Below are 18,039 nucleotides of genomic sequence, written 5' to 3' on the forward strand. Positions count from 1 at the left end.
CGTTCGGCGTCAGCGGACGTGGTCCACGTCGACGAGGTCGACACGGACACCACGGCCGCCGATGGCGCCCACGACGGTGCGCAGAGCGCGTGCGGTGCGGCCGTTGCGGCCGATCACCTTGCCGAGGTCGTCGGGGTGGACCCGGACCTCGAGCACGCGTCCACGGCGCAGGTCGCGGGATGCGACCTGCACATCGTCAGGGTTGTCGACGATGCCCTTCACGAGGTGCTCGAGAGCCTCCTCGAGCATGCTCAGGCCTCGGTCGACTCGGACTCAGCCGCAGCCTCGTCCTTCTTGTCGGCCTTCTTCTTCTGGGTGATGGCCTCACCCTTGCCCTCGTCGTCACCGCTCAGAGCCTCGAACGAGGGGCGCGTGGCCTTCTCGGCCGGCTGGAGCAGCGGCGCCGGGGCGGGCTCGCCCTTGAACTTCTGCCAGTCGCCGGTCTTCTTGAGGATGGCGAGGACGGGCTCGGTCGGCTGAGCGCCGACGGAGAGCCAGTACGCGACACGCTCGGCGTCGACCTCGATGCGCGACGGGTTCTGCACCGGGTGGTACAGGCCGATCTCCTCGATCGCACGACCGTCACGACGGGTACGGGAGTCGGCGACGACGATGCGGTAGTGAGGCGAACGGATCTTGCCCAGACGCTTCAGCTTGATCTTGACTGCCACGGGAGTGGGTTCTCCTGGATTTGACGTGGTTGGGCACGGCGAGATGGCCGCGTGGGGTTGCGGTACCCGAGTGCCCGACGGACGCGTCAGCCGGAGGAGAGAGGGGTCCTGTGCGGCTGTCGAGTACAGCTAGCCATTGTGCCACACCCCGCGGCTCGCCTCGGACCGAGGGCCCGGGCGGCGGGCATGGCTGAGGCGCACCCGGCGCGGAGGTGAGGAACGTCGGGTGCGCAGCCGGCGCGAGCCGACCGCACCGGCAGCCACGAGTTGCCGGTACCGGTCGGGTTACGCCGCGCCCACGACCTCGGGAATCCGGAACGGCTTCCCGCAGCCGCCGCAGACGATCGGGGCCTGGGCCAGCACCGAGGGGACCACGCGGACATTGCGGCCGCAGTCGCAGACCGCCTTGACGCGGACCCCGCCGCCGGAGGAGCCGTGCCGGGCCGCCGGCCCCCGGAAGGACCGGGCCGTGTCCGCCGATGTGGCCGCCGTGTGCGCCTTCAGGGCGCGCTGGAGGCGCTCGATCGTCGGGCGGTAGCGGCGCTTGGCCTCCGGATTGAGGGTGACCAGCGAGAATCCGCTGCTGGGGTGCGGTTCGTCGGGGTGGTCCAGGCCCAGCTCCTCGGCGATGGCCAGGAATCGGCGGTTGTGGTAGCGGCCCGCCCGGGAGGTGTCGCGCACTCCGCGGGCGGCGGCGATGCCGTGCACCGCCTCATGAAGCAGCCGCTCGAAGGAGAGTTCGTGTCCGCACGCGGACGACGACTCTCCGATCAGGGACTCTGGCGCGGCGAGATCCGGCAGCTCGGGGTGGTGCCGCTGAATGTCGGCCCACGCCTGCGCCAGTTCTGCGGCGAGAACAGGTGGTGTCTGTGTCGTGCTCACGTAATCACAACGAGCTGGGGTGCCCCTGTGTTCCGATTCCGGGCCATCCCAAATATTTTGCACGTACCCGTCAGTTGCCGCTGATGCGTCCTGACGAGGGCGGGTGCGCTGATCTGCGGAGAAGCCTCGCAGCTCACCACAAGCTGGTGCGTAGTCCGACGTACGCCCCCGCGCGTAGGCCGTCTCCGCACGGCGGGATGGCAGTGTCGGGCGGCGGCGCAAGAGGCCTTTCGGTCGCTCTCGCGCCTTTCTGCCCCGTCTCAGTAAGCGCGCGCGACGATCGCGACGTTACCGGGCGCGTCCTCGTCGTCCGGCACCGACCCGTCCTCGGCGACCAGACAGCGTACGGTCACCGAGTGCTCGGCCAGCGCGGCCTCGCCCGCCGCGCCGAGCGTGGCCCAGGGGATGCGGGCCCAGCCGGTCGCGGCGGCCTCGACGGCCTCCTCGATCGTGGACACCTCGCTCGTGCGGGACTCGCGTCGCTCCCGGGACTGCTTGAGCAGCAGCGCCTGGTCGTCCTCCAGCATCCCCGGCAGCAGCTCCACCAGGGATTCCAGGGGCACCGCCTCCTTGCCGCCCGGGATCCGGCGCGCCAGCATCGCGGTGCCGTTCTCCAGGTCGCGCGGCCCGATCTCGATCCGCACCGGCACGCCCTTGAGCTCCCAGTCGACCGCGCGCCGCCCGAAGGGCGTGTCCGTACGGTCGTCGACCCGCACCCGGATGCCCGCCGCCTTCAGCCGGTCGCCCAGCTCGCGGACCTTGGCCAGAACCGCCTCGTCGCCCTTGATCGCGAGGACGACGACCTGGATCTGCGCCAGCCGGGGCGGCACCCGCAGGCCGTTGTCGTCCCCGTGCGCCATCACCAGGGCGCCGATCATGCGCGTCGTCGAACCCCACGAGGTCTGCCAGACCAGTTCCTGCGTGCCGTCCTTGGACAGGTACCGCGTGTTGAAGGCCTTGGCGAAGTTCTGGCCCAGCTCATGGCTGGTGGCCATCTGGAGCGCCTTGCCGTCACCCATCATGCCTTCGAGCGTGAGGGTGTTGAGAGCCCCGGCGAACCGTTCCCTGACGGTCTTGCGGCCGGGTACGACGTCCATGGCGAGGAGGTTCACCATGAAGTCCTCGTACACCTGGCGATGGATGTGCGCGGCGAAGTCGCGGGCGTCCTCGTAGGTGGCGTGCGCGGTGTGGCCCTCCTGCCACAGGAACTCCGTGGTCCGCAGGAACAGCCGGGGCCTCAGCTCCCAACGCACCACGTTGGCCCACTGGTTGATCAGCAGCGGCAGATCGCGGTAGCTCTGCACCCACTTGGAGAAGTAGTCGTTGACGATCATCTCGGAGGTGGGCCGGACGACCGCCGGCTCCTCCAGCTCCTTGCCCCCGCCGTGCGTGACCACCGCCAGCTCGGGCGCGAAGCCCTCGACGTGGTCGGCCTCCTTGGCGAAGTACGACTGCGGGATGAGCAGCGGGAAGTACGCGTTCTGGGTGCCCGTCTCCTTGATGCGGGCGTCCATCTCCGCCTGCATCCGCTCCCACAGTCCGTACCCGTACGGTCGGATCACCATCGTGCCGCGCACCGGCCCGTTGTCGGCCAGCTCGGCCTTGCTGATCAGATCCTGGTACCAGCGCGGGAAGTCGTCCGCCCGCGGTGTGAGAACGGGTGCTTTTGCCATGGCGCGATGGTAAGGGCCCAGGTTGCCGGAATGTGAATTCTCGCCACAGGCACGTGCCGGTCCCAAGCCGGGCCCGACGACCCCTGGACGCCGGGTCGAGCGCGGAGTTACCTGGCATACGGGGGAAGAGCGAGCGCACGGCACGGGGGCACGGAAACCGGCACAGCGGCAACTCTCTGCGGATTGGGGCGCTTTCGATGACACCTACGCTCGTGCGGCAGCACCTGTCTCACGCGGGATCCACGCCCCGTGTGGACCTGTGGGCACGCGCGCGTGACTGGTCGGAGATCCAGGAGCGGATGCTGGTACCGCTCTACGAGGCCGTCTACGAGCGGCTCGAAGTGGGCCCCGGCACACGGATGCTGGGCCTCGGCTGCGGTTCCGGGCTCGCCCTGCTGATGGCGGCCTCCCGAGGGGCCGCGATCACCGGTGTCGAGTCCTCCTCCCGCGAACGGCTCGCCCTGGCCCGGCAGCGGCTGGCGTCCGGGCCGTGGGGCGCACGCGCGCGTACCGACGCCCGGTTGACCGACGGCTCACCGCGGGACGCGGCAGAGACGGAGGAGCCCGCGTACACCCTGGTGACGGCTTTCGAGCCTGTCGGATGTCTCGCGGGCGACTCGGAGGGCCTCGGCGACCTGCTGCGCGGGGCGCGGCAGCTCGCCGAGCGGGGGGCGCCCGTGGTGCTGGCCGGCTGGGGCCCGCCGGAGCGCTGCGCCACCTCGTCGGTGCTGCGCGTGGCCACGAAACTGGCCGATCCGCTGCGCCGCGCGGGCAGTTGGCGCCCCGCGCACCGGGACGACCTGGAGGAGGTCGCCCACCGCGCGGGCCTGCGCCCCGACGGCTCCGGGCGGGTCGCGTGCCCCTTCGGTTACGCCGACGTCGACAGCGCCGTACGAGGACTGCTGTCGACCGGGCTGTTCGACGCGGCGATCGCCGCGACCGACCGGGCACAGGTGGACAAGGAGCTGACGGAAGCCCTGCATCCGCATCAACGGACGGACGGGACCGTGTGGATGCCGAATGTGTTCCGGTACCTGATCGCCCGGGTCCCCTGAAAGCCCCGCGCCGGTGGGCGAGTTCCTGAAAATGCACGTGTGAATGGTGTGAAGGATGCGAAGCGGGAGTCTTCTCGCTTCGCTGAACTGCGCGCCTTCCCTTTAGCCTGACGAATCGCTCGGGGGACTTACACATCTGCATACAGGAGCTGTTGTGCTGTACCGCAAGACCGCGCTGCGTCTGGCCGCGCCCGTCGCCGTCCTCGCCCTGGCGCTCACCGCCTGCTCGGGCGGGGACGACGAGGCCGACGCGAAGAGCCCGGCCACCTCGCGGGCGAAGGCCTCGCCCGCCGCGCCGAAGCCCTCCTCCGGCGGCGCGGTGAAGACCGGCGAGAGCGCCACGGGGGCGTACGAGGAGGACCCGGGCACGGTCACGTACGAGATCCTCGCGAAGCGGGTCGACGTGGGCACCGAGGCCGAGGCGGCGCAGGCGGTGGCCGACCCGGAGAAGGCCGCGGGGCTCGTCCCGGCCGTCGCCCATGTGACGTTCACGCACAAGGGCGGCCCGGCACTGACCGGCTCCCCCCGGGTCGGCGACGAGACCACCGTCTGGGCCGACGGACAGCGCGGCTCCATCCTCATCGGCGCCGCCGAGGACGCGGCCGGCTGCGAGGACCCGTACGACGTGGAGAGCTGGAAGCGGGGCGAGAGCCACACCTTCTGCGAGACCTACCTGGTGCCCGCCGGCGCGAAGAACGTCGAGGTGCACTGGCAGGAGGCCGAGGGAGAGCCGTACACCTGGACCTTCCCTAACAGCTAGCGGGGCTCCTGCCCCGGCAGGCGAGGAGGGCGCCCCCGGTGGCCGGGGGCGCCCTCCTCGTCGTACGGGGACTCGGTCTCAGCCCATGAACTTCTTGAACTCGTCCGGCAGTTCGAAGTCCTGCGGAGCCTGCTGGCCGGGCACGCCGAAGGCGCCGCCACTCTGCGCGGCGGCCGCGCGCCGGGCGGCCTCCTCCTGCTCCTGCTGCTTGCGCTTCATCGGGTTGCCGGAGCGCTGCTTGCCCTTGGCCTTCTTGGGCTGCTTCTTGCTCCGGCCGGGGCCGCCGCCCATGCCCGGCATCCCGGGCATCCCCGGCATGCCGCCGCCCTGGGCCATGCGGGACATCATCTTGCGGGCCTCGAAGAACCGCTCGACCAGGTTCTTCACCGCGCTGACGTCGACACCGGAGCCCTTGGCGATGCGGGCGCGGCGCGAGCCGTTGATGATCGTGGGTTCCTGGCGCTCGGCCGGGGTCATCGACTTGATGATCGCGGCGGTGCGGTCGACGTCCCGCTCGTCCAGGTTGTTGATCTGGTCCTTGATCTGCCCCATGCCGGGCAGCATGCCGAGCAGCTTGGAGATCGAGCCCATCTTCCTGACCTGTTCCATCTGGGACAGGAAGTCGTCGAGGGTGAAGTCCTGGCCCTTCTTGGAGGCCAGCTTCTCCGCCATCTTCTGGGCTTCGGCCTGGTCGAAGGTCTTCTCCGCCTGCTCGATCAGGGTGAGCAGGTCACCCATGTCGAGGATGCGGGAGGCCATCCGGTCCGGGTGGAAGGCGTCGAAGTCGCCGAGCTTCTCGCCGTTCGAGGCGAACATGATCGGCTTGCCGGTGATCTGCCGGATCGACAGGGCGGCACCACCGCGGGCGTCACCGTCGAGCTTGGAGAGCACCACGCCGTCGAAGCCGACGCCGTCGCGGAACGACTCGGCGGTGTTGACCGCGTCCTGGCCGATCATGGCGTCGACGACGAACAGGATCTCGTCGGGGCTGACCGCGTCCCGGATGTCCGCGGCCTGCTGCATCATCTCCTGGTCGATGCCCAGGCGGCCGGCGGTGTCGACGATCACGATGTCGTGCATCCGCGACTTCGCGAACTCGATGGAGTCCTTGGCGACCTTGACCGGGTCACCGACGCCGTTGCCCGGCTCCGGGGCGTACACCGCGACCCCGGCGCGCTCGGCGACGACGCTGAGCTGATTCACGGCGTTCGGCCGCTGGAGGTCACAGGCGACCAGCAGCGGGGAGTGGCCCTGCTCCTTCAGCCAGTGGCCGAGCTTGCCCGCGAGGGTGGTCTTACCGGCACCCTGCAGACCCGCCAGCATGATCACGGTGGGCGGCTGCTTGGCGAACCGGAGACGGCGCGTCTCGCCGCCCAGGATGGTGACCAGTTCGTCATTGACGACCTTGAGGACCTGCTGGGCGGGGTTCAGCGCCTTGGAGACCTCGGCGCCGAGCGCGCGCTCCTTGACGTTCTTGATGAACGTACGGACGACCGGCAGGGCGACATCCGCTTCCAGGAGCGCGATGCGGATCTCGCGCGCCGTGGCGTCGATGTCCGCTTCGCTCAAGCGCCCCTTGCCGCGCAAGTTCTTGAAGGTCGCTGAAAGGCGATCGGAGAGAGTATCGAACACGGCGGCGTCGGTCCTCGGGGTCGGTGGCAGCTGGGAATCGCCCTCCAGGGTATCCCGGCGGCAGGAGTCACCGGGATCCCCGTTCAGCCACGCAACATCTCCTCCAGCTTCCGGGCCACCGAAGCGGCCTCCTCGTGGGGCAGCGGCGCCCCCTCGGGGCCGGTGACATAGAACGCGTCCACGGCGTTCGCGCCCAGCGTGCTGACATGCGCGCTGCGCATCCGCACCCGCGCGTCCTCCAGGGCCCGGCCGATCCGGAACAGCAGTCCCGGGGCGTCCTGGGCGCGGACCTCGATCACCGTGGCGAGGCGGGAGGCGGCCGGGTGGACGGTGACCCTGGCGGGCGGCGCCAGGACGCCCCGGCGCCGGGGATAGGCCGCGTCCCGCTCGGCCAGGCGGCCCGCGATGTCGAGGGAGCCGTCCAGGGCCCGGACCAGGTCGGCGCGCAGCCGGGCGGCCTGGGGCAGCGAGCCGTACTCCGCGGCGACCCGCCAGTTCAGCAGCAGGACCGAGCCCTCGACGCCGGCGGGGAGGTCCAGCGCGCGCAGTTCCGCGGTGCGGACGGTGAGGCGGTGCATCGCCAGGACGCCCGCGACGGCGGGCAGCACGCCCGGCTGGTCCGGTACGGCGATCAGCAGCTCCACGCCGAGCGGTTCCGGATCCCCCGTCGGCTGGTCGTCCGTGGGGGGCTCGGTCTGGGCGCGCAGGGCCAGCACCGGGCTGCCGGTGGCGACGGCCTCGATGGCCAGCCGCTCCTGCTCGGCGGTGGGCGCGGCGGCCTCCGGTTCGTCGGAGGCGTCCCCCGCGAGCACCGCCGAGACGCGTTTGACCAGGTCGGTGACGAGGGAGCCGCGCCAGGACGACCAGGCCGCGGGGCCGGTGGCCAGCGCGTCGGCCTCGGTCAGCGCGTGCAGCAGCTCCAGCGTGGACTGGCTGCCGACCGCCTCGGCGACCGAGCGGACCGTGGCGGGATCCTCCAGGTCGCGCCGGGTGGCGGTGTCGACGAGCAGCAGATGGTGCCGTACGAGGGTGGCGAGTACCGCGACCTCCTCGCGGTCGAAGCCGATCCGGGCGGCCACGTCACGCGCGATGATCTCGCCGGCCACCGAGTGGTCCCCGGGCCAGCCCTTGCCGATGTCGTGCAGCAGCGCGGCGACCAGGAGCAGGTCGGGGCGGTGGACGCGGCGGGTGAACTCGGAGGCGCGGACGGCGGTCTCGATGAGGTGCCGGTCCACGGTCCAGATGTGCACGGCGTTGCGCTGGGGGCGGCAGCGCACCCGCTCCCAGTCGGGCAGCAGCCGGCTGATCAGGCCCTCGGCCTCCAGCGCCTCCCAGACCTCGATGGTGGGGCGCCCGGAGCCGAGCAGGGTCACGAGCTGTTCGCGGGCCTCGGCGGGCCAGGGCGTGGGCAGCGGGCGGGTGGTGGCGGCCAGCCGCCGTACGGCGTGCAGGGAGAGCGGGAGTCCGGCCTGTGCGGCGGCGGCCGCGGCGCGCAGCGGGAGCACGGGGTCGCGTTCGGGGCGCGCGGCACGGGCGAGCACGACCTCGCCGTCCTGTTCCACCACGCCCTCGGCCAGCGGCGACCGTTCCGCCACCGGCTTGCCGCCGCCCAGCATGGCGCGCAGCCGGGGCCGCACCGCGCGCGACCGCAGGACGCGGCCCACTTCACGCCAGGTGACATCACTGGCGTACGAGATGACCCGCGCCGCCTCGTACACCTGCCGCAGCAGGGTGTCGGCGTCGAGCAGCCCCAGCTCGGCGGCGACCTGGTCCTGTTCCTGGAGGGCCAGCCGGTCGGTGGCGCGCCCGGTGGCCAGGTGCAGTGCGTCGCGTACGTCGAGCAGTCGGCGCCGGGCGTCGTCGAGGCCCTCACGGGGGGCGTCGGCCAGCCAGGAGGCGGCGACGGCACGCAGGATGGTGGCGTCGCGCAGGCCACCCCGGGCCTCCTTGAGGTCGGGTTCCAGAAGGTACTGCAGCTCGCCCTGGCGCTCGGCGCGCTCGGCGGTCAGTTCCTGGAGTTCGGGCAGGCGCTTGGGGGCCTGGTTGCGCCAGTCGGCGAGGACGGCCGTGCGCAGTCCCGCGGTCAGGCCGAGGTCGCCGGCGATGTGCCGGGCGTCCAGCAGGCCCAGCTGGACCTTGAGGTCCTCCGCGGCGGTCTTGCGGGCCTCGGCGGGCGTCCGCACCGAGTGGTCCAGGGCGAGACCGAGGTCCCACACCGGGTACCAGATCCGGTCCGCCAGCGCGGCGACGGCGTCGTTGTCGCCGCCGTCGTGCAGGAGCAGCAGGTCGAGATCGCTGCGTGGGGACAGCTCGCCGCGGCCGTAGCCGCCGACCGCCACCAGGGAGACCCCGCGCAGGGTTCCGGCGCCGGCGGCGAACAGGCCGGTGAGCCAGTCGTCGGTGAGTTCCGCGAGGGCGGTACGGCGCGGCGGCCCGGACCACGTCCCCTCGGTGAGGAGGCGCAGCCGGGCCGCCGCGTAGCCGCTGGGTCCCGAGTCATCTGCTTCTTCGCGCACGTCCGTACTCGTCACCCAGCGACTCCTGTCGTCTTCTTCTGTTAGAGCGCGTCCGGTCCGCGCTCGCCCGTGCGGACCCGTACGGCCGTCTCGACCGGCAGGGACCAGACCTTGCCGTCACCGATCTTGCCGGTACGGGCGGCCTTGACGATGACCTCGATCAGCTGCTCGGCGTCGTCGTCCTCGGCAAGGACCTCGATGCGGATCTTCGGGACCAGGTCGACGGTGTACTCGGCACCGCGGTAGACCTCGGTGTGGCCCCGCTGACGACCGTAGCCGCTGGCCTCGGTGACCGTCAGGCCGTGCACGCCGAACGCCTGGAGGGCTTCCTTGATCTCGTCGAGCCGGTGGGGCTTGACGACTGCGGTGATGAGCTTCATGCGTCCACCTTCTTGCTCGCGGTGTCGACGGCCGGGGCCGGGACAGCGGTCGTGCGGGCGGAGCCACCGCCGGCCCCGCTGAAGTCGTATGCGGTCTCGGCGTGCTCGGCCTGGTCGATGCCGGCCACTTCCTCGTCCTCGGAAACCCGCATGCCGATGGTCTTGTCGAGGAGGAAGGCGAGGACCGCGGAGACCACCAGCGAGTAGGCGAGGACCGCGAAGACACCGGCGCACTGCTTCCAGAACTGGTCCAGGCCGCCGCCGTAGAAGAGGCCCTCGACGTCGGACTGGCCCTTGCCGGTGGCGAGGAAGCCGACCAGCAGCGAGCCGACGATGCCGCCGACCAGGTGAACGCCGATGACGTCGAGCGAGTCGTCGTAGCCGAGCTTGTACTTCAGGCCCACGGCCATGGCGCAGAGCAGACCGGCGACGGCACCGACGGCGATGGCACCGAGCGGGGAGACCGCGCCGCCGGCCGGGGTGATGGCGACCAGACCGGCGACCGCGCCGGAGGCGGCGCCCAGCGTGGTGAACGCGCCGTGGCGGATCTTCTCGTAGAGCAGCCAGGCCAGCATGGCGGCGGCGGTGGCGACCTGCGTGTTGACGAACATCAGCGCGCCGACGCCGTCGTCGTTGCCGAGCCAGGAGCCGGCGTTGAAGCCGAACCAGCCGAACCACAGCAGGCCCGCGCCGAGCATGACCAGCGGGAGGCTGTGCGGGCGCATCGGGTCGCGCTTGAAGCCGACGCGCTTGCCGATGACCAGGATGACGCCGAGCGCCGCGGCACCGGCGTTGATGTGGACGGCCGTACCACCGGCGAAGTCGATCACACCGAGCTCGAAGGCCCAGCCGCCGGCGCCCCACACCCAGTGCGCGACCGGGAAGTAGACGATCGTGGCCCACAGGGCGACGAACAGCGCCCAGGCGCCGAACTTCACCCGGTCGGCCAGGGCACCGCTGATCAGGGCGGGCGTGATGATCGCGAACATCAGCTGGAAGACCAGGAAGACGAAGACCGGGATCGTGTAGCCGTCCCACAGTTCCGTCAGGCCGATGTCGCTGAGGCCGACCCAGTCGGAGTTCCAGCCGATGATGCTGCCGGAGTCCGTGCCGAACGCCATGGAGAAGCCGTACAGCACCCACAGGATGGTGACGATCCCCAGGCTGATGAAGCTCATCATCAGCATGTTCAGGGTGCTTTTGACACGGACCATGCCTCCGTAGAAGAAGGCCAGGCCCGGTGTCATGAGCATCACCAGGGCGGAGCAGATGAGCATGAAGCCTGTGTTGGCGGCAGAGAGCTCCGTCTCTGCGGCAAGCGTGATGGCTGGTGCCATCGGCGTCTCCTCGTCGTTGGTACGGCCCCGTGCGGGCGAAGCCTGAGCGGATTGAGGGGTGGGCCGGTTATGCGCCATGAGATTGGCGCAGCGCGGTTTCGGTGGACGCCCCTCGTTGTTTCGCCGCCGTGACGAAGGCGCTGTGGGTGTTACGCGTCGGTGAACTGCCGGATGACGACCGCCGCGATCGTTATCGTGGCGCAACCTTCGCAAGAAGGCATGGGCCGGCCGCGGACGGCCTTCCGATGACCTGGCATGGGGGAGCCGAGTCGGGCAGTTCGGGAGGGCCGGCCGCGGCCGGGGCTCGGGCGGTGGTGCGGGTGCGTCAGACGGCTTCGGCGGTCTCGGGCAGCTCTACGGCGAGCCGCTCGGTGAGGTCCACGACCTCGTGCAGATCACCGAAATCGCGTACGGCCGTGTCCACGGTTTTTCGGATACGAGTGTTGACCCGCTCGGAGCGCACCTTCTTGGCGATCGTCATGGCCTCGGTGGCGTACTGCGCGCTCCGCTCGGGCTCGCGCTGGAGCAGGTGCACGGTGGCCATGCCGATGAGGTTGAGCGCGTAGGACCGCTGGTGCTCGGAGTCCTTGGCGAACAGGTCCACGGCCCGCTGCATCAGCGGCTCGGCGAGGGAGGCGTAGGTCGGGCTGCGGCCCGCGACATAGGCGAGGTCGCGGTAGGAGTGGGAGTTCTCGCCGTAGAGCTCGGCCTCGGAGAAGAAGCGGATCCAGTCGGGGTCGGCCTCGTCCCATTCCTCGGCCTCGCCGAAGGTTTCCTCGGCCATCCGCACGGCCCGCTTGCACTTGCCGGGCTGGCCCATGTTGGCGTACGCACGGGCCTCCATCGCATACAGCATGGACTGGGTGCGCGGGCTCGCGCAGTCGCGGCTGCCGTACTGGGCGAGGTGGACCAGTTCCAGGGCGTCGTCGGGCCGGCCGAGGTGGATCATCTGGCGGCTCATGCTGGAGAGGATGTACGAGCCGAGCGGCCGGTCGCCGGCCTCCTTGGCGGCGTGCAGGGCGAGCACGAAGTACTTCTGCGCGGTGGGCTGGAGCCCGACGTCGTACGACATCCATCCGGCCAGCTCGGCGAGTTCGGCGGCGACCTTGAAGAGCGTGCGGGTGGTGGACTCTGGCTGGGGCTCCTGGAGGAGGTCGGTCACCTCGTGCAGCTGTCCTACGACGGCCTTGCGGCGCAGGCCGCCGCCGCACTGGGCGTCCCACTGCCGGAACATCACGGTGGTGGACTCCAGCAGGTCCAGCTCGGGCCGGGAGAGCCGGCCGCGGCGGGCCTGGGTGGAAGGCTCGGGTTCGGAGCGCGGGGCGGGCGGGGCGGGGACGAGCCAGCGCTGCATGGGCTCGATGAGGGACGGGCCCGCGGACAGGGCCAGCGAGGTCCCGAGGAAACCGCGCCGCGCCAGCATCAGGTCGCTGCGCGAGAACTCGCTGAGCAGGGCGACGGTCTGCGGGCCCGTCCACGGCAGGTCGACGCCGGACACCGACGGTGCCTGGCGGGCGGCGCGCAGGCCGAGGTCCTCGACGGAGACGACACAGCCGAACCGCTCGGAGAACAGCTCGGACAGGATCCGCGGGATCGGCTCGCGCGGGTTCTCGCCGTCCAGCCAGCGGCGCACCCGGGAGGTGTCGGTGGAGATGTGGTTGGCGCCCAACTGACGGGCCCGGCGGTTGACTTGGCGGGCGAGTTCGCCCTTCGACCAGCCGCTGCGCACGAACCAGGACGTGAGCAGCTCGTTCGGGCGCTTGTCAGCGTGCGTGGCGCTGCCGGCGCTCGTGTCGCTTCCGCTGTTGCCGCTCACTGGAACGCCCCCATCCCTTGGACCACTTGTCACCGAGTGCGCCAAGCCTTATCAGAATGCCGGTAAATACGGCTCCCCGTCCGGCAGTTCTCACCCTTCGAACGGAAAGCCGAGTTGCCTCCGGCATACCCGCAAGTGCATGTGCCCTCAGGACTCGTGCACTCAAAGTAATCCTACGATCACCCGTCCAGCCATGGCGATCCCGGAAACGCCACCATTCGCCACCCCTTCGAATGAACTCACGGTCGGCTCCGCACGATTCACTTGACAGAGGACGGCCAGCAGTGGGCGGAGCGATGCACTCAGGGGCGCGCACCGCCGGGCGCACGACCCAGGACGCTTCCGAGCGCCGCTTCGGATGTGTGGAGCCGGGCCGCAGAAGGCACAAGGTGGATACAGAGGGTCACGATCCGCATCCGCGTCGTAACCGAAGACGCGCCGGACCCGTTGGAGGGGGCATGGGCTTCACGATCGCCGGCATCCGCGAGATCCGCTCCGGCACGCGCCGACGCGGCCGGTCCTCGGAGTGCACCGCCGTCGCCGAGTTCACCGGTCTGTGGGGCTGGGACGTGGTGCCGGGCGCGCGTGCGGCGGCGGGCGCCTGCTCCTGCGGCCGCGCGGACTGCCGCGAACCGGGCGCCCACCCCCTGCACTTCGCCCCCCGGGTCCCGGCCGGCGCCACCCTCGACGAGGTGTCCCGCACCTGGTCCGAGTACCCGGGCGCCGCGGTGATGCTGGCCGTCGGCCGGGCCTTCGACGTCATCGAGGTGGCCGAACCCGCCGGGCGCCGCGCACTGGCCCGCCTGGAGCGCATGGGCCTGCCCCTCGGTCCGGTCACCGCCACCCCCGACGGCCGCGCCCACTTCTTCGTCGCCCCCGGTGCCGCCGCCGAACTCCCCGCGCTGCTCTACCGCATGGGCTGGGACGACCCGACCTCCCTCGACCTGCGCGGCCTCGGCCCCGGTACGTACATCACGGCCCCGCCCTCCGACCGCGGCGGCCTCGGCCCGGTGCGCTGGCTGCGCTCCCCCGCGCTGGACTCGGCGACCAAACCCCCGGCGGCACGGCTGCTGCTCGGCACGCTGGCGTACGTGGCGCACCGGTCGCGGGCCTAGCGGTTCGCGTCACCCATCGGTCCCCGGCACAGCCGTCTCAGTCGCTCCGGCCCCGGACGCAACCGGCTCACGTCACCCACCGGGCCCCGGCACAACCGGCTCACGTCGCCCGACGGTCCGGGGCCCAGCCGGCTCAGTCGCTCCGGCCCCTGGCACAGCCGGCTCAGTCGCTCCGGCCCCGGACGCAACCGGCTCACGCCACCCACCGGTCCCCGGCACAACCGACTGCGCCTCGCATCACCCGACGGGCCGAAGCACAACCGGCTCAGTCCCCCACCGGCCCCGGGCACAGCCGGCCCAGTCCCCCACCGGCCCCCGGCCCTCCCTCTCCCCCGCCACAGCAGAGCGCCCGCCTCCAGGAGTGACCTCCGGGGGCGGGCGCTTCTTCGGGCGCGGCGGAATCACTCGCCGATCAGGGCGTCGACGAACGCCTCCGGCTCGAACGGCGCCAGATCGTCCGCGCCCTCGCCCAGACCGATCAGCTTGACCGGCACCCCCAGCTCCCGCTGGACGGCGATCACGATGCCGCCCTTCGCCGTCCCGTCCAGCTTGGTCAGGACGATGCCGGTGATGGCGACGACCTCGGCGAACACACGGGCCTGCACGAGCCCGTTCTGCCCGGTGGTCGCGTCCAGCACGAGCAGCACCTCGTCGAGCGGCGCGTGCTTCTCCACGACCCGCTTGACCTTGCCGAGCTCGTCCATGAGGCCGGTCTTGGTGTGCAGCCGGCCCGCGGTGTCGATGAGGACGACGTCGGAGCCCAGCTCCTTGCCCTCCTTGACCGCGTCGAACGCGACGGAGGCCGGATCGCCGCCCTCCGGACCGCGCACGGTGTGGGCGCCCACCCGCTCACCCCACGTCTGGAGCTGATCCGCGGCGGCGGCACGGAAGGTGTCGGCGGCGCCGAGGACGACGGTGTTGCCGTCCGCGACCAGGACCCGGGCGAGCTTGCCGGTGGTGGTGGTCTTGCCGGTGCCGTTGACCCCGACGACCATCACGATGCCGGGCTTTCGGCCCTCCGGCTCGGTCTTCACGGTCCGGTCCAGGTCGGTGCCGACCAGCTTGAGCAGCTCCTCGCGCAGCAGGGCGCGCAGCTCCTGGGGGGTCCGGGTGCCGAGCACCCGCACCCGCTCGCGCAGGCTCTCGACCAGCTCCTGGGTGGGCAGCACGCCGACGTCGGCGGTGATCAGGATGTCCTCGATCTCCTCCCAGGTGTCGTCGTCCAGGTGCTCGCGCGAGAGCAGCGTGAGCAGGCCCTTGCCGAGGGCGTTCTGGGAGCGGGACAGTCGGGCGCGCAGCCGCACGAGGCGACCCGCGGTGGGCTCCGGGACCTCGATCGCGGTCGGCGGGAGCTCTTCGATGACGGGCGGTTCCTCGACGGCGGTGGCCGGTCCGCCGGGGAGATCCACCTCCTCTATGGTCCGGCGCGGTTCGTCGCGCGGCGTCTCGGCCTCGTCGCCGACGTGCGGCTCGGCCGGGGGGGCGGTGATGTCGGGCGCTGCGGGGGGCGGCGGGGGCAGCGGCTTCTTGCGCCGGCTGCCGACCACGAGCCCGCCGAGCGCGCCGAGCACGACCACGGCGATGACTACAGCAAGGATGACGATGTCCATAACCCGTCCAGTATCAGCCATGGAGCCGGGTGACACCCCTCTGGCTGTCTGACACACCGTCAGCTACCGTCCGCCTTCACACCCGCCCGGTGAAGGGGGACTCCCATGCCCGTCACGGTCGTACGCTTCAACCTCGTCGAGCCCGACGCCACCCCCGCCTCGCTCGCCGCCCGCTATGCGGCGGCCCTGGAGATGGCCCGGTACGCCGACGAGCACGGCGTCACCACGGTGCAGACCGAGGAGCACCACGGCGCCGCGAACAACTGGCTGCCCTCCCCCTTCACCTTCGCCGGCGCGGTGTTCGGCGCGACCCGGCGGATCACCGTGACGGTCTCGGCGGTCATCGGCCCGTTGCACGACCCGCTGCGGCTGGCCGAGGACATCGCCGTACTGGACCTGATCAGCGGCGGCCGTCTGGTGACGGTCGCCGGGATCGGGTACCGCCCCGAGGAGTACGCGCAGTTCGACGTGGACTGGAAGCGGCGCGGCCGGCTCCAGGACGAGGTGCTCCAGACGCTGCTGAAGGCGTGGACCGGCGAGGAGTTCACGTACCGGGGGCGTCTGGTACGGGTCACCCCGCGTCCCTTCACCGAGCCGCACCCCCTGCTGCTGGTCGGCGGTTCCTCGAAGGCCGCCGCGCGCCGGGCCGCCCGCCTCGGCCTGCCGTTCTTCCCCAGCGCGCACCTGCCGGAGCTGGCGGCGTACTACAAGGAGCGGCTCATCGAGTACGGCACCGAGGGCTGGACGATGATGCCGGCCGCCGAGACCCCGCTGCTGCATCTCGCCGAGGACCCGGACCGGACCTGGGGGCGGTACGGCCGGCACTTCCTGCACGAGGCACGGACGTACGCCTCCTGGCAGTCCGGTGACATCCGCTCGGCCGTGCGATCGGCGGCCACGACCGTGGACGAGCTGCGCGCGGAGGGCGTGTACCGGGTGCTCACGCCCGACCAGTGCGTGGCGCAGGGCCTGGACAGCCTCGTCCTGCATCCGCTGTGCGGCGGGATGCCGCCGGAGGAGGGCCGGCGCAGTCTGCGGCTGCTGTGCGAAGACGTACTGCCCCGGCTCAAGGACTGAGCCGGGGCAGTACGTCTTTCCCGGGACGAGGAGAGGGGCAGCGGGGACTTGGCCCTTCTCCCCGGGTCCGGGGGCCGGTGTCAGCCCATGTCCTCGAGCTTCTTGCCCTTGGTCTCGGGCACGAACTTGAGGATGAAGGGGATGGAGAGGAAGGCGAACACCGCGTACATCACGTAGGTGAGCGACAGGTTCCACTCCGACAGGTCCGGGAAGGTGATCGTGATGACCCAGTTGGCGATCCACTGGGCCGAGGCGGCCACGCCGAGCGCGGCGGCGCGGATCTTGTTCGGGAAGACCTCACCGAGCATGACCCAGACCACGACACCCCAGGACAGGGCGAAGAAGAGTACGAACGCGTTGGCGGCGATCAGTGCCACGGCACCCTGCGCGGTGGGCAGCGGGTCGTTGCCGTTCTGGTAGGAGAAGGCCCAGGCGGCCAGCGCCAGCGAGATGCCCATGCCGACGGAACCGATCAGGGCAAGCGGCTTGCGGCCGATCCGGTCGACGAAGATCATCGCGATGACCGTACCGATGATGTTGATGATCGAGGTCTCGAAGGAGTAGAAGAACGAGCTCGACGGGTCGACGCCGACGGACTGCCACAGCAGGTTCGAGTAGTAGAAGATGACGTTGATGCCGACCAGCTGCTGGAAGACGGACAGGCCGATACCGATCCAGACGATCGGCAGCAGGCCGTACGTGCCGCCCAGCAGGTCCCGGAAGGTCGACTTGTGGTCGCTGCGCATGGCGTCGTCGATCTCGGCGACCCGGGCGTCGAGGTCGATGTCGCCCTCGACGTCGGCGAGCACCTTCTTGGCCTCGGCGATGCGGCCGACGCTGATCAGGAAGCGCGGGGACTCGGGGATGGCGAAGGAGAGCAGGCCGTAGACCAGGGCCGGCACGAGCATCACGCCGAGCATCCACTGCCAGGACTCAAGGCCCGCGATCTTGCCGCGCTCCTCGCCGTCGGCCATGTTGAGGATGGCCCAGTTGACGAGCTGGGAGACGGCGATGCCGATCACGATGGCCGCCTGCTGGAAGGAGGCGAGCCTGCCGCGGTAGGCCGGCGGGGCGACCTCGGCGATGTAGGCGGGGCCGATGACCGAGGCCATGCCGATGGCTATGCCGCCGAGGACACGCCAGGCGGCGAGGTCCCACGCGGCGAAGGGAAGGCCGGAGCCCACGGCCGACACGGCGAACAGCACCGCCGCGATCTGCATGACGCGGATACGGCCGATACGGTCCGCGATCCGGCCGGCGATGGCCGCGCCGACCGCGCTGCCGAGCAGGGCGCAGGCGGCGACCGTTCCGGTGGCACCCGAGCTCAGGTCGAACCTGTCCTGAATGCCGCCGTTGGCGCCGTTGATGACAGAGCTGTCATAGCCGAACAGGAAACCGCCCATGGCGGCCGCGGCCGTGATGAAGACGACGTGCCCGAGATGTTCGGGGTGGCTCGCCTTCGCACCCGACTGGGGTGCCTGCGCTGTGCTGGTCACGTGTAACTCCTCGGACACC

At 71.1% G+C, this 18,039-nt stretch carries 15 protein-coding genes; 4 read left to right on the forward strand and 11 right to left on the reverse strand.

The window, feature by feature from the left end; genetic code table 11:
• Positions 1–9 precede the first annotated feature (9 nt).
• From ACWD11_RS21180 to proS, 4 genes are all read right to left on the reverse strand, one after another.
• Complete coding sequence (locus ACWD11_RS21180) at positions 10–249, reverse strand: RNA-binding protein (RefSeq protein WP_005479813.1); 240 nt, start codon at positions 247–249, stop codon at positions 10–12.
• A 2-nt stretch (positions 250–251) separates the two neighbouring features.
• Positions 252–671 carry a 30S ribosomal protein S16 gene (gene rpsP, locus ACWD11_RS21185; RefSeq protein WP_389414737.1) on the reverse strand — a complete coding sequence of 140 codons (420 nt, stop codon included), beginning with the start codon at positions 669–671 and terminating at the stop codon, positions 252–254.
• Positions 672–956: 285 nt separating this feature from the next.
• Positions 957–1,553, reverse strand: coding sequence for a hypothetical protein (locus ACWD11_RS21190; protein WP_186282930.1), 597 nt, complete (start codon positions 1,551–1,553; stop codon positions 957–959).
• A gap of 260 nt (positions 1,554–1,813) precedes the next feature.
• Entirely contained in the window at positions 1,814–3,226 is a 1,413-nt protein-coding gene (gene proS / locus ACWD11_RS21195) for a proline--tRNA ligase (RefSeq protein WP_451284734.1), read from the reverse strand.
• Positions 3,227–3,423: 197 nt separating this feature from the next.
• Between proS and ACWD11_RS21200 the strand changes: the two genes are divergently transcribed.
• Both ACWD11_RS21200 and ACWD11_RS21205 read left to right on the forward strand, forming a co-directional pair.
• Positions 3,424–4,281 carry a class I SAM-dependent methyltransferase gene (locus ACWD11_RS21200; RefSeq protein ID WP_389414739.1) on the forward strand — a complete coding sequence of 286 codons (858 nt, stop codon included), beginning with the start codon at positions 3,424–3,426 and terminating at the stop codon, positions 4,279–4,281.
• A 154-nt stretch (positions 4,282–4,435) separates the two neighbouring features.
• On the forward strand, positions 4,436–5,041 hold the full coding sequence (locus tag ACWD11_RS21205; protein WP_451284736.1) for a hypothetical protein: 606 nt from the start codon (positions 4,436–4,438) through the stop codon (positions 5,039–5,041).
• Between the two features lie 78 nt (positions 5,042–5,119).
• On the opposite strand, the gene ffh is transcribed toward ACWD11_RS21205, so the two are convergent.
• The 5 genes from ffh to nsdA form a co-directional block, all read right to left on the reverse strand.
• Entirely contained in the window at positions 5,120–6,673 is a 1,554-nt protein-coding gene (gene ffh, locus ACWD11_RS21210; RefSeq protein ID WP_389414741.1) for a signal recognition particle protein, read from the reverse strand.
• Positions 6,674–6,756: 83 nt separating this feature from the next.
• On the reverse strand, positions 6,757–9,204 hold the full coding sequence (locus ACWD11_RS21215) for a [protein-PII] uridylyltransferase (RefSeq protein WP_451284738.1): 2,448 nt from the start codon (positions 9,202–9,204) through the stop codon (positions 6,757–6,759).
• A 26-nt stretch (positions 9,205–9,230) separates the two neighbouring features.
• Positions 9,231–9,569 (reverse strand): P-II family nitrogen regulator, encoded by a 339-nt coding sequence (locus ACWD11_RS21220; protein WP_030990174.1) that lies wholly within the window; start codon positions 9,567–9,569, stop codon positions 9,231–9,233.
• A complete protein-coding gene (locus tag ACWD11_RS21225) occupies positions 9,566–10,906 on the reverse strand; it encodes an ammonium transporter (RefSeq protein ID WP_389414743.1) in 1,341 nt (446 codons plus the stop codon). The genes ACWD11_RS21220 and ACWD11_RS21225 overlap by 4 nt, the downstream gene beginning before the upstream one ends.
• Before the next feature lie 325 nt (positions 10,907–11,231).
• Complete coding sequence (gene nsdA / locus ACWD11_RS21230) at positions 11,232–12,722, reverse strand: transcriptional repressor NsdA (RefSeq protein ID WP_389414744.1); 1,491 nt, start codon at positions 12,720–12,722, stop codon at positions 11,232–11,234.
• A gap of 458 nt (positions 12,723–13,180) precedes the next feature.
• On the opposite strand from nsdA, the gene ACWD11_RS21235 reads away from it, so the two are divergent.
• Positions 13,181–13,837, forward strand: coding sequence for a bifunctional DNA primase/polymerase (locus ACWD11_RS21235; RefSeq protein ID WP_389414745.1), 657 nt, complete (start codon positions 13,181–13,183; stop codon positions 13,835–13,837).
• Between the two features lie 401 nt (positions 13,838–14,238).
• Here ACWD11_RS21235 and ftsY read toward each other — a convergent pair whose 3' ends face one another.
• Positions 14,239–15,447: a signal recognition particle-docking protein FtsY gene (ftsY, locus tag ACWD11_RS21240; RefSeq protein WP_451284741.1), complete on the reverse strand. Its 1,209-nt coding sequence runs from the start codon at positions 15,445–15,447 to the stop codon at positions 14,239–14,241.
• A gap of 105 nt (positions 15,448–15,552) precedes the next feature.
• Here ftsY and ACWD11_RS21245 point away from each other — a divergent pair, with 105 nt between their 5' ends.
• Entirely contained in the window at positions 15,553–16,524 is a 972-nt protein-coding gene (locus tag ACWD11_RS21245; RefSeq protein WP_451284743.1) for an LLM class flavin-dependent oxidoreductase, read from the forward strand.
• A gap of 80 nt (positions 16,525–16,604) precedes the next feature.
• On the opposite strand, the gene ACWD11_RS21250 is transcribed toward ACWD11_RS21245, so the two are convergent.
• Positions 16,605–18,020: a sugar porter family MFS transporter gene (locus ACWD11_RS21250; protein ID WP_389414748.1), complete on the reverse strand. Its 1,416-nt coding sequence runs from the start codon at positions 18,018–18,020 to the stop codon at positions 16,605–16,607.
• Positions 18,021–18,039 lie beyond the last annotated feature (19 nt).

The organism is Streptomyces sp. NPDC002776, assembly GCF_053592195.1.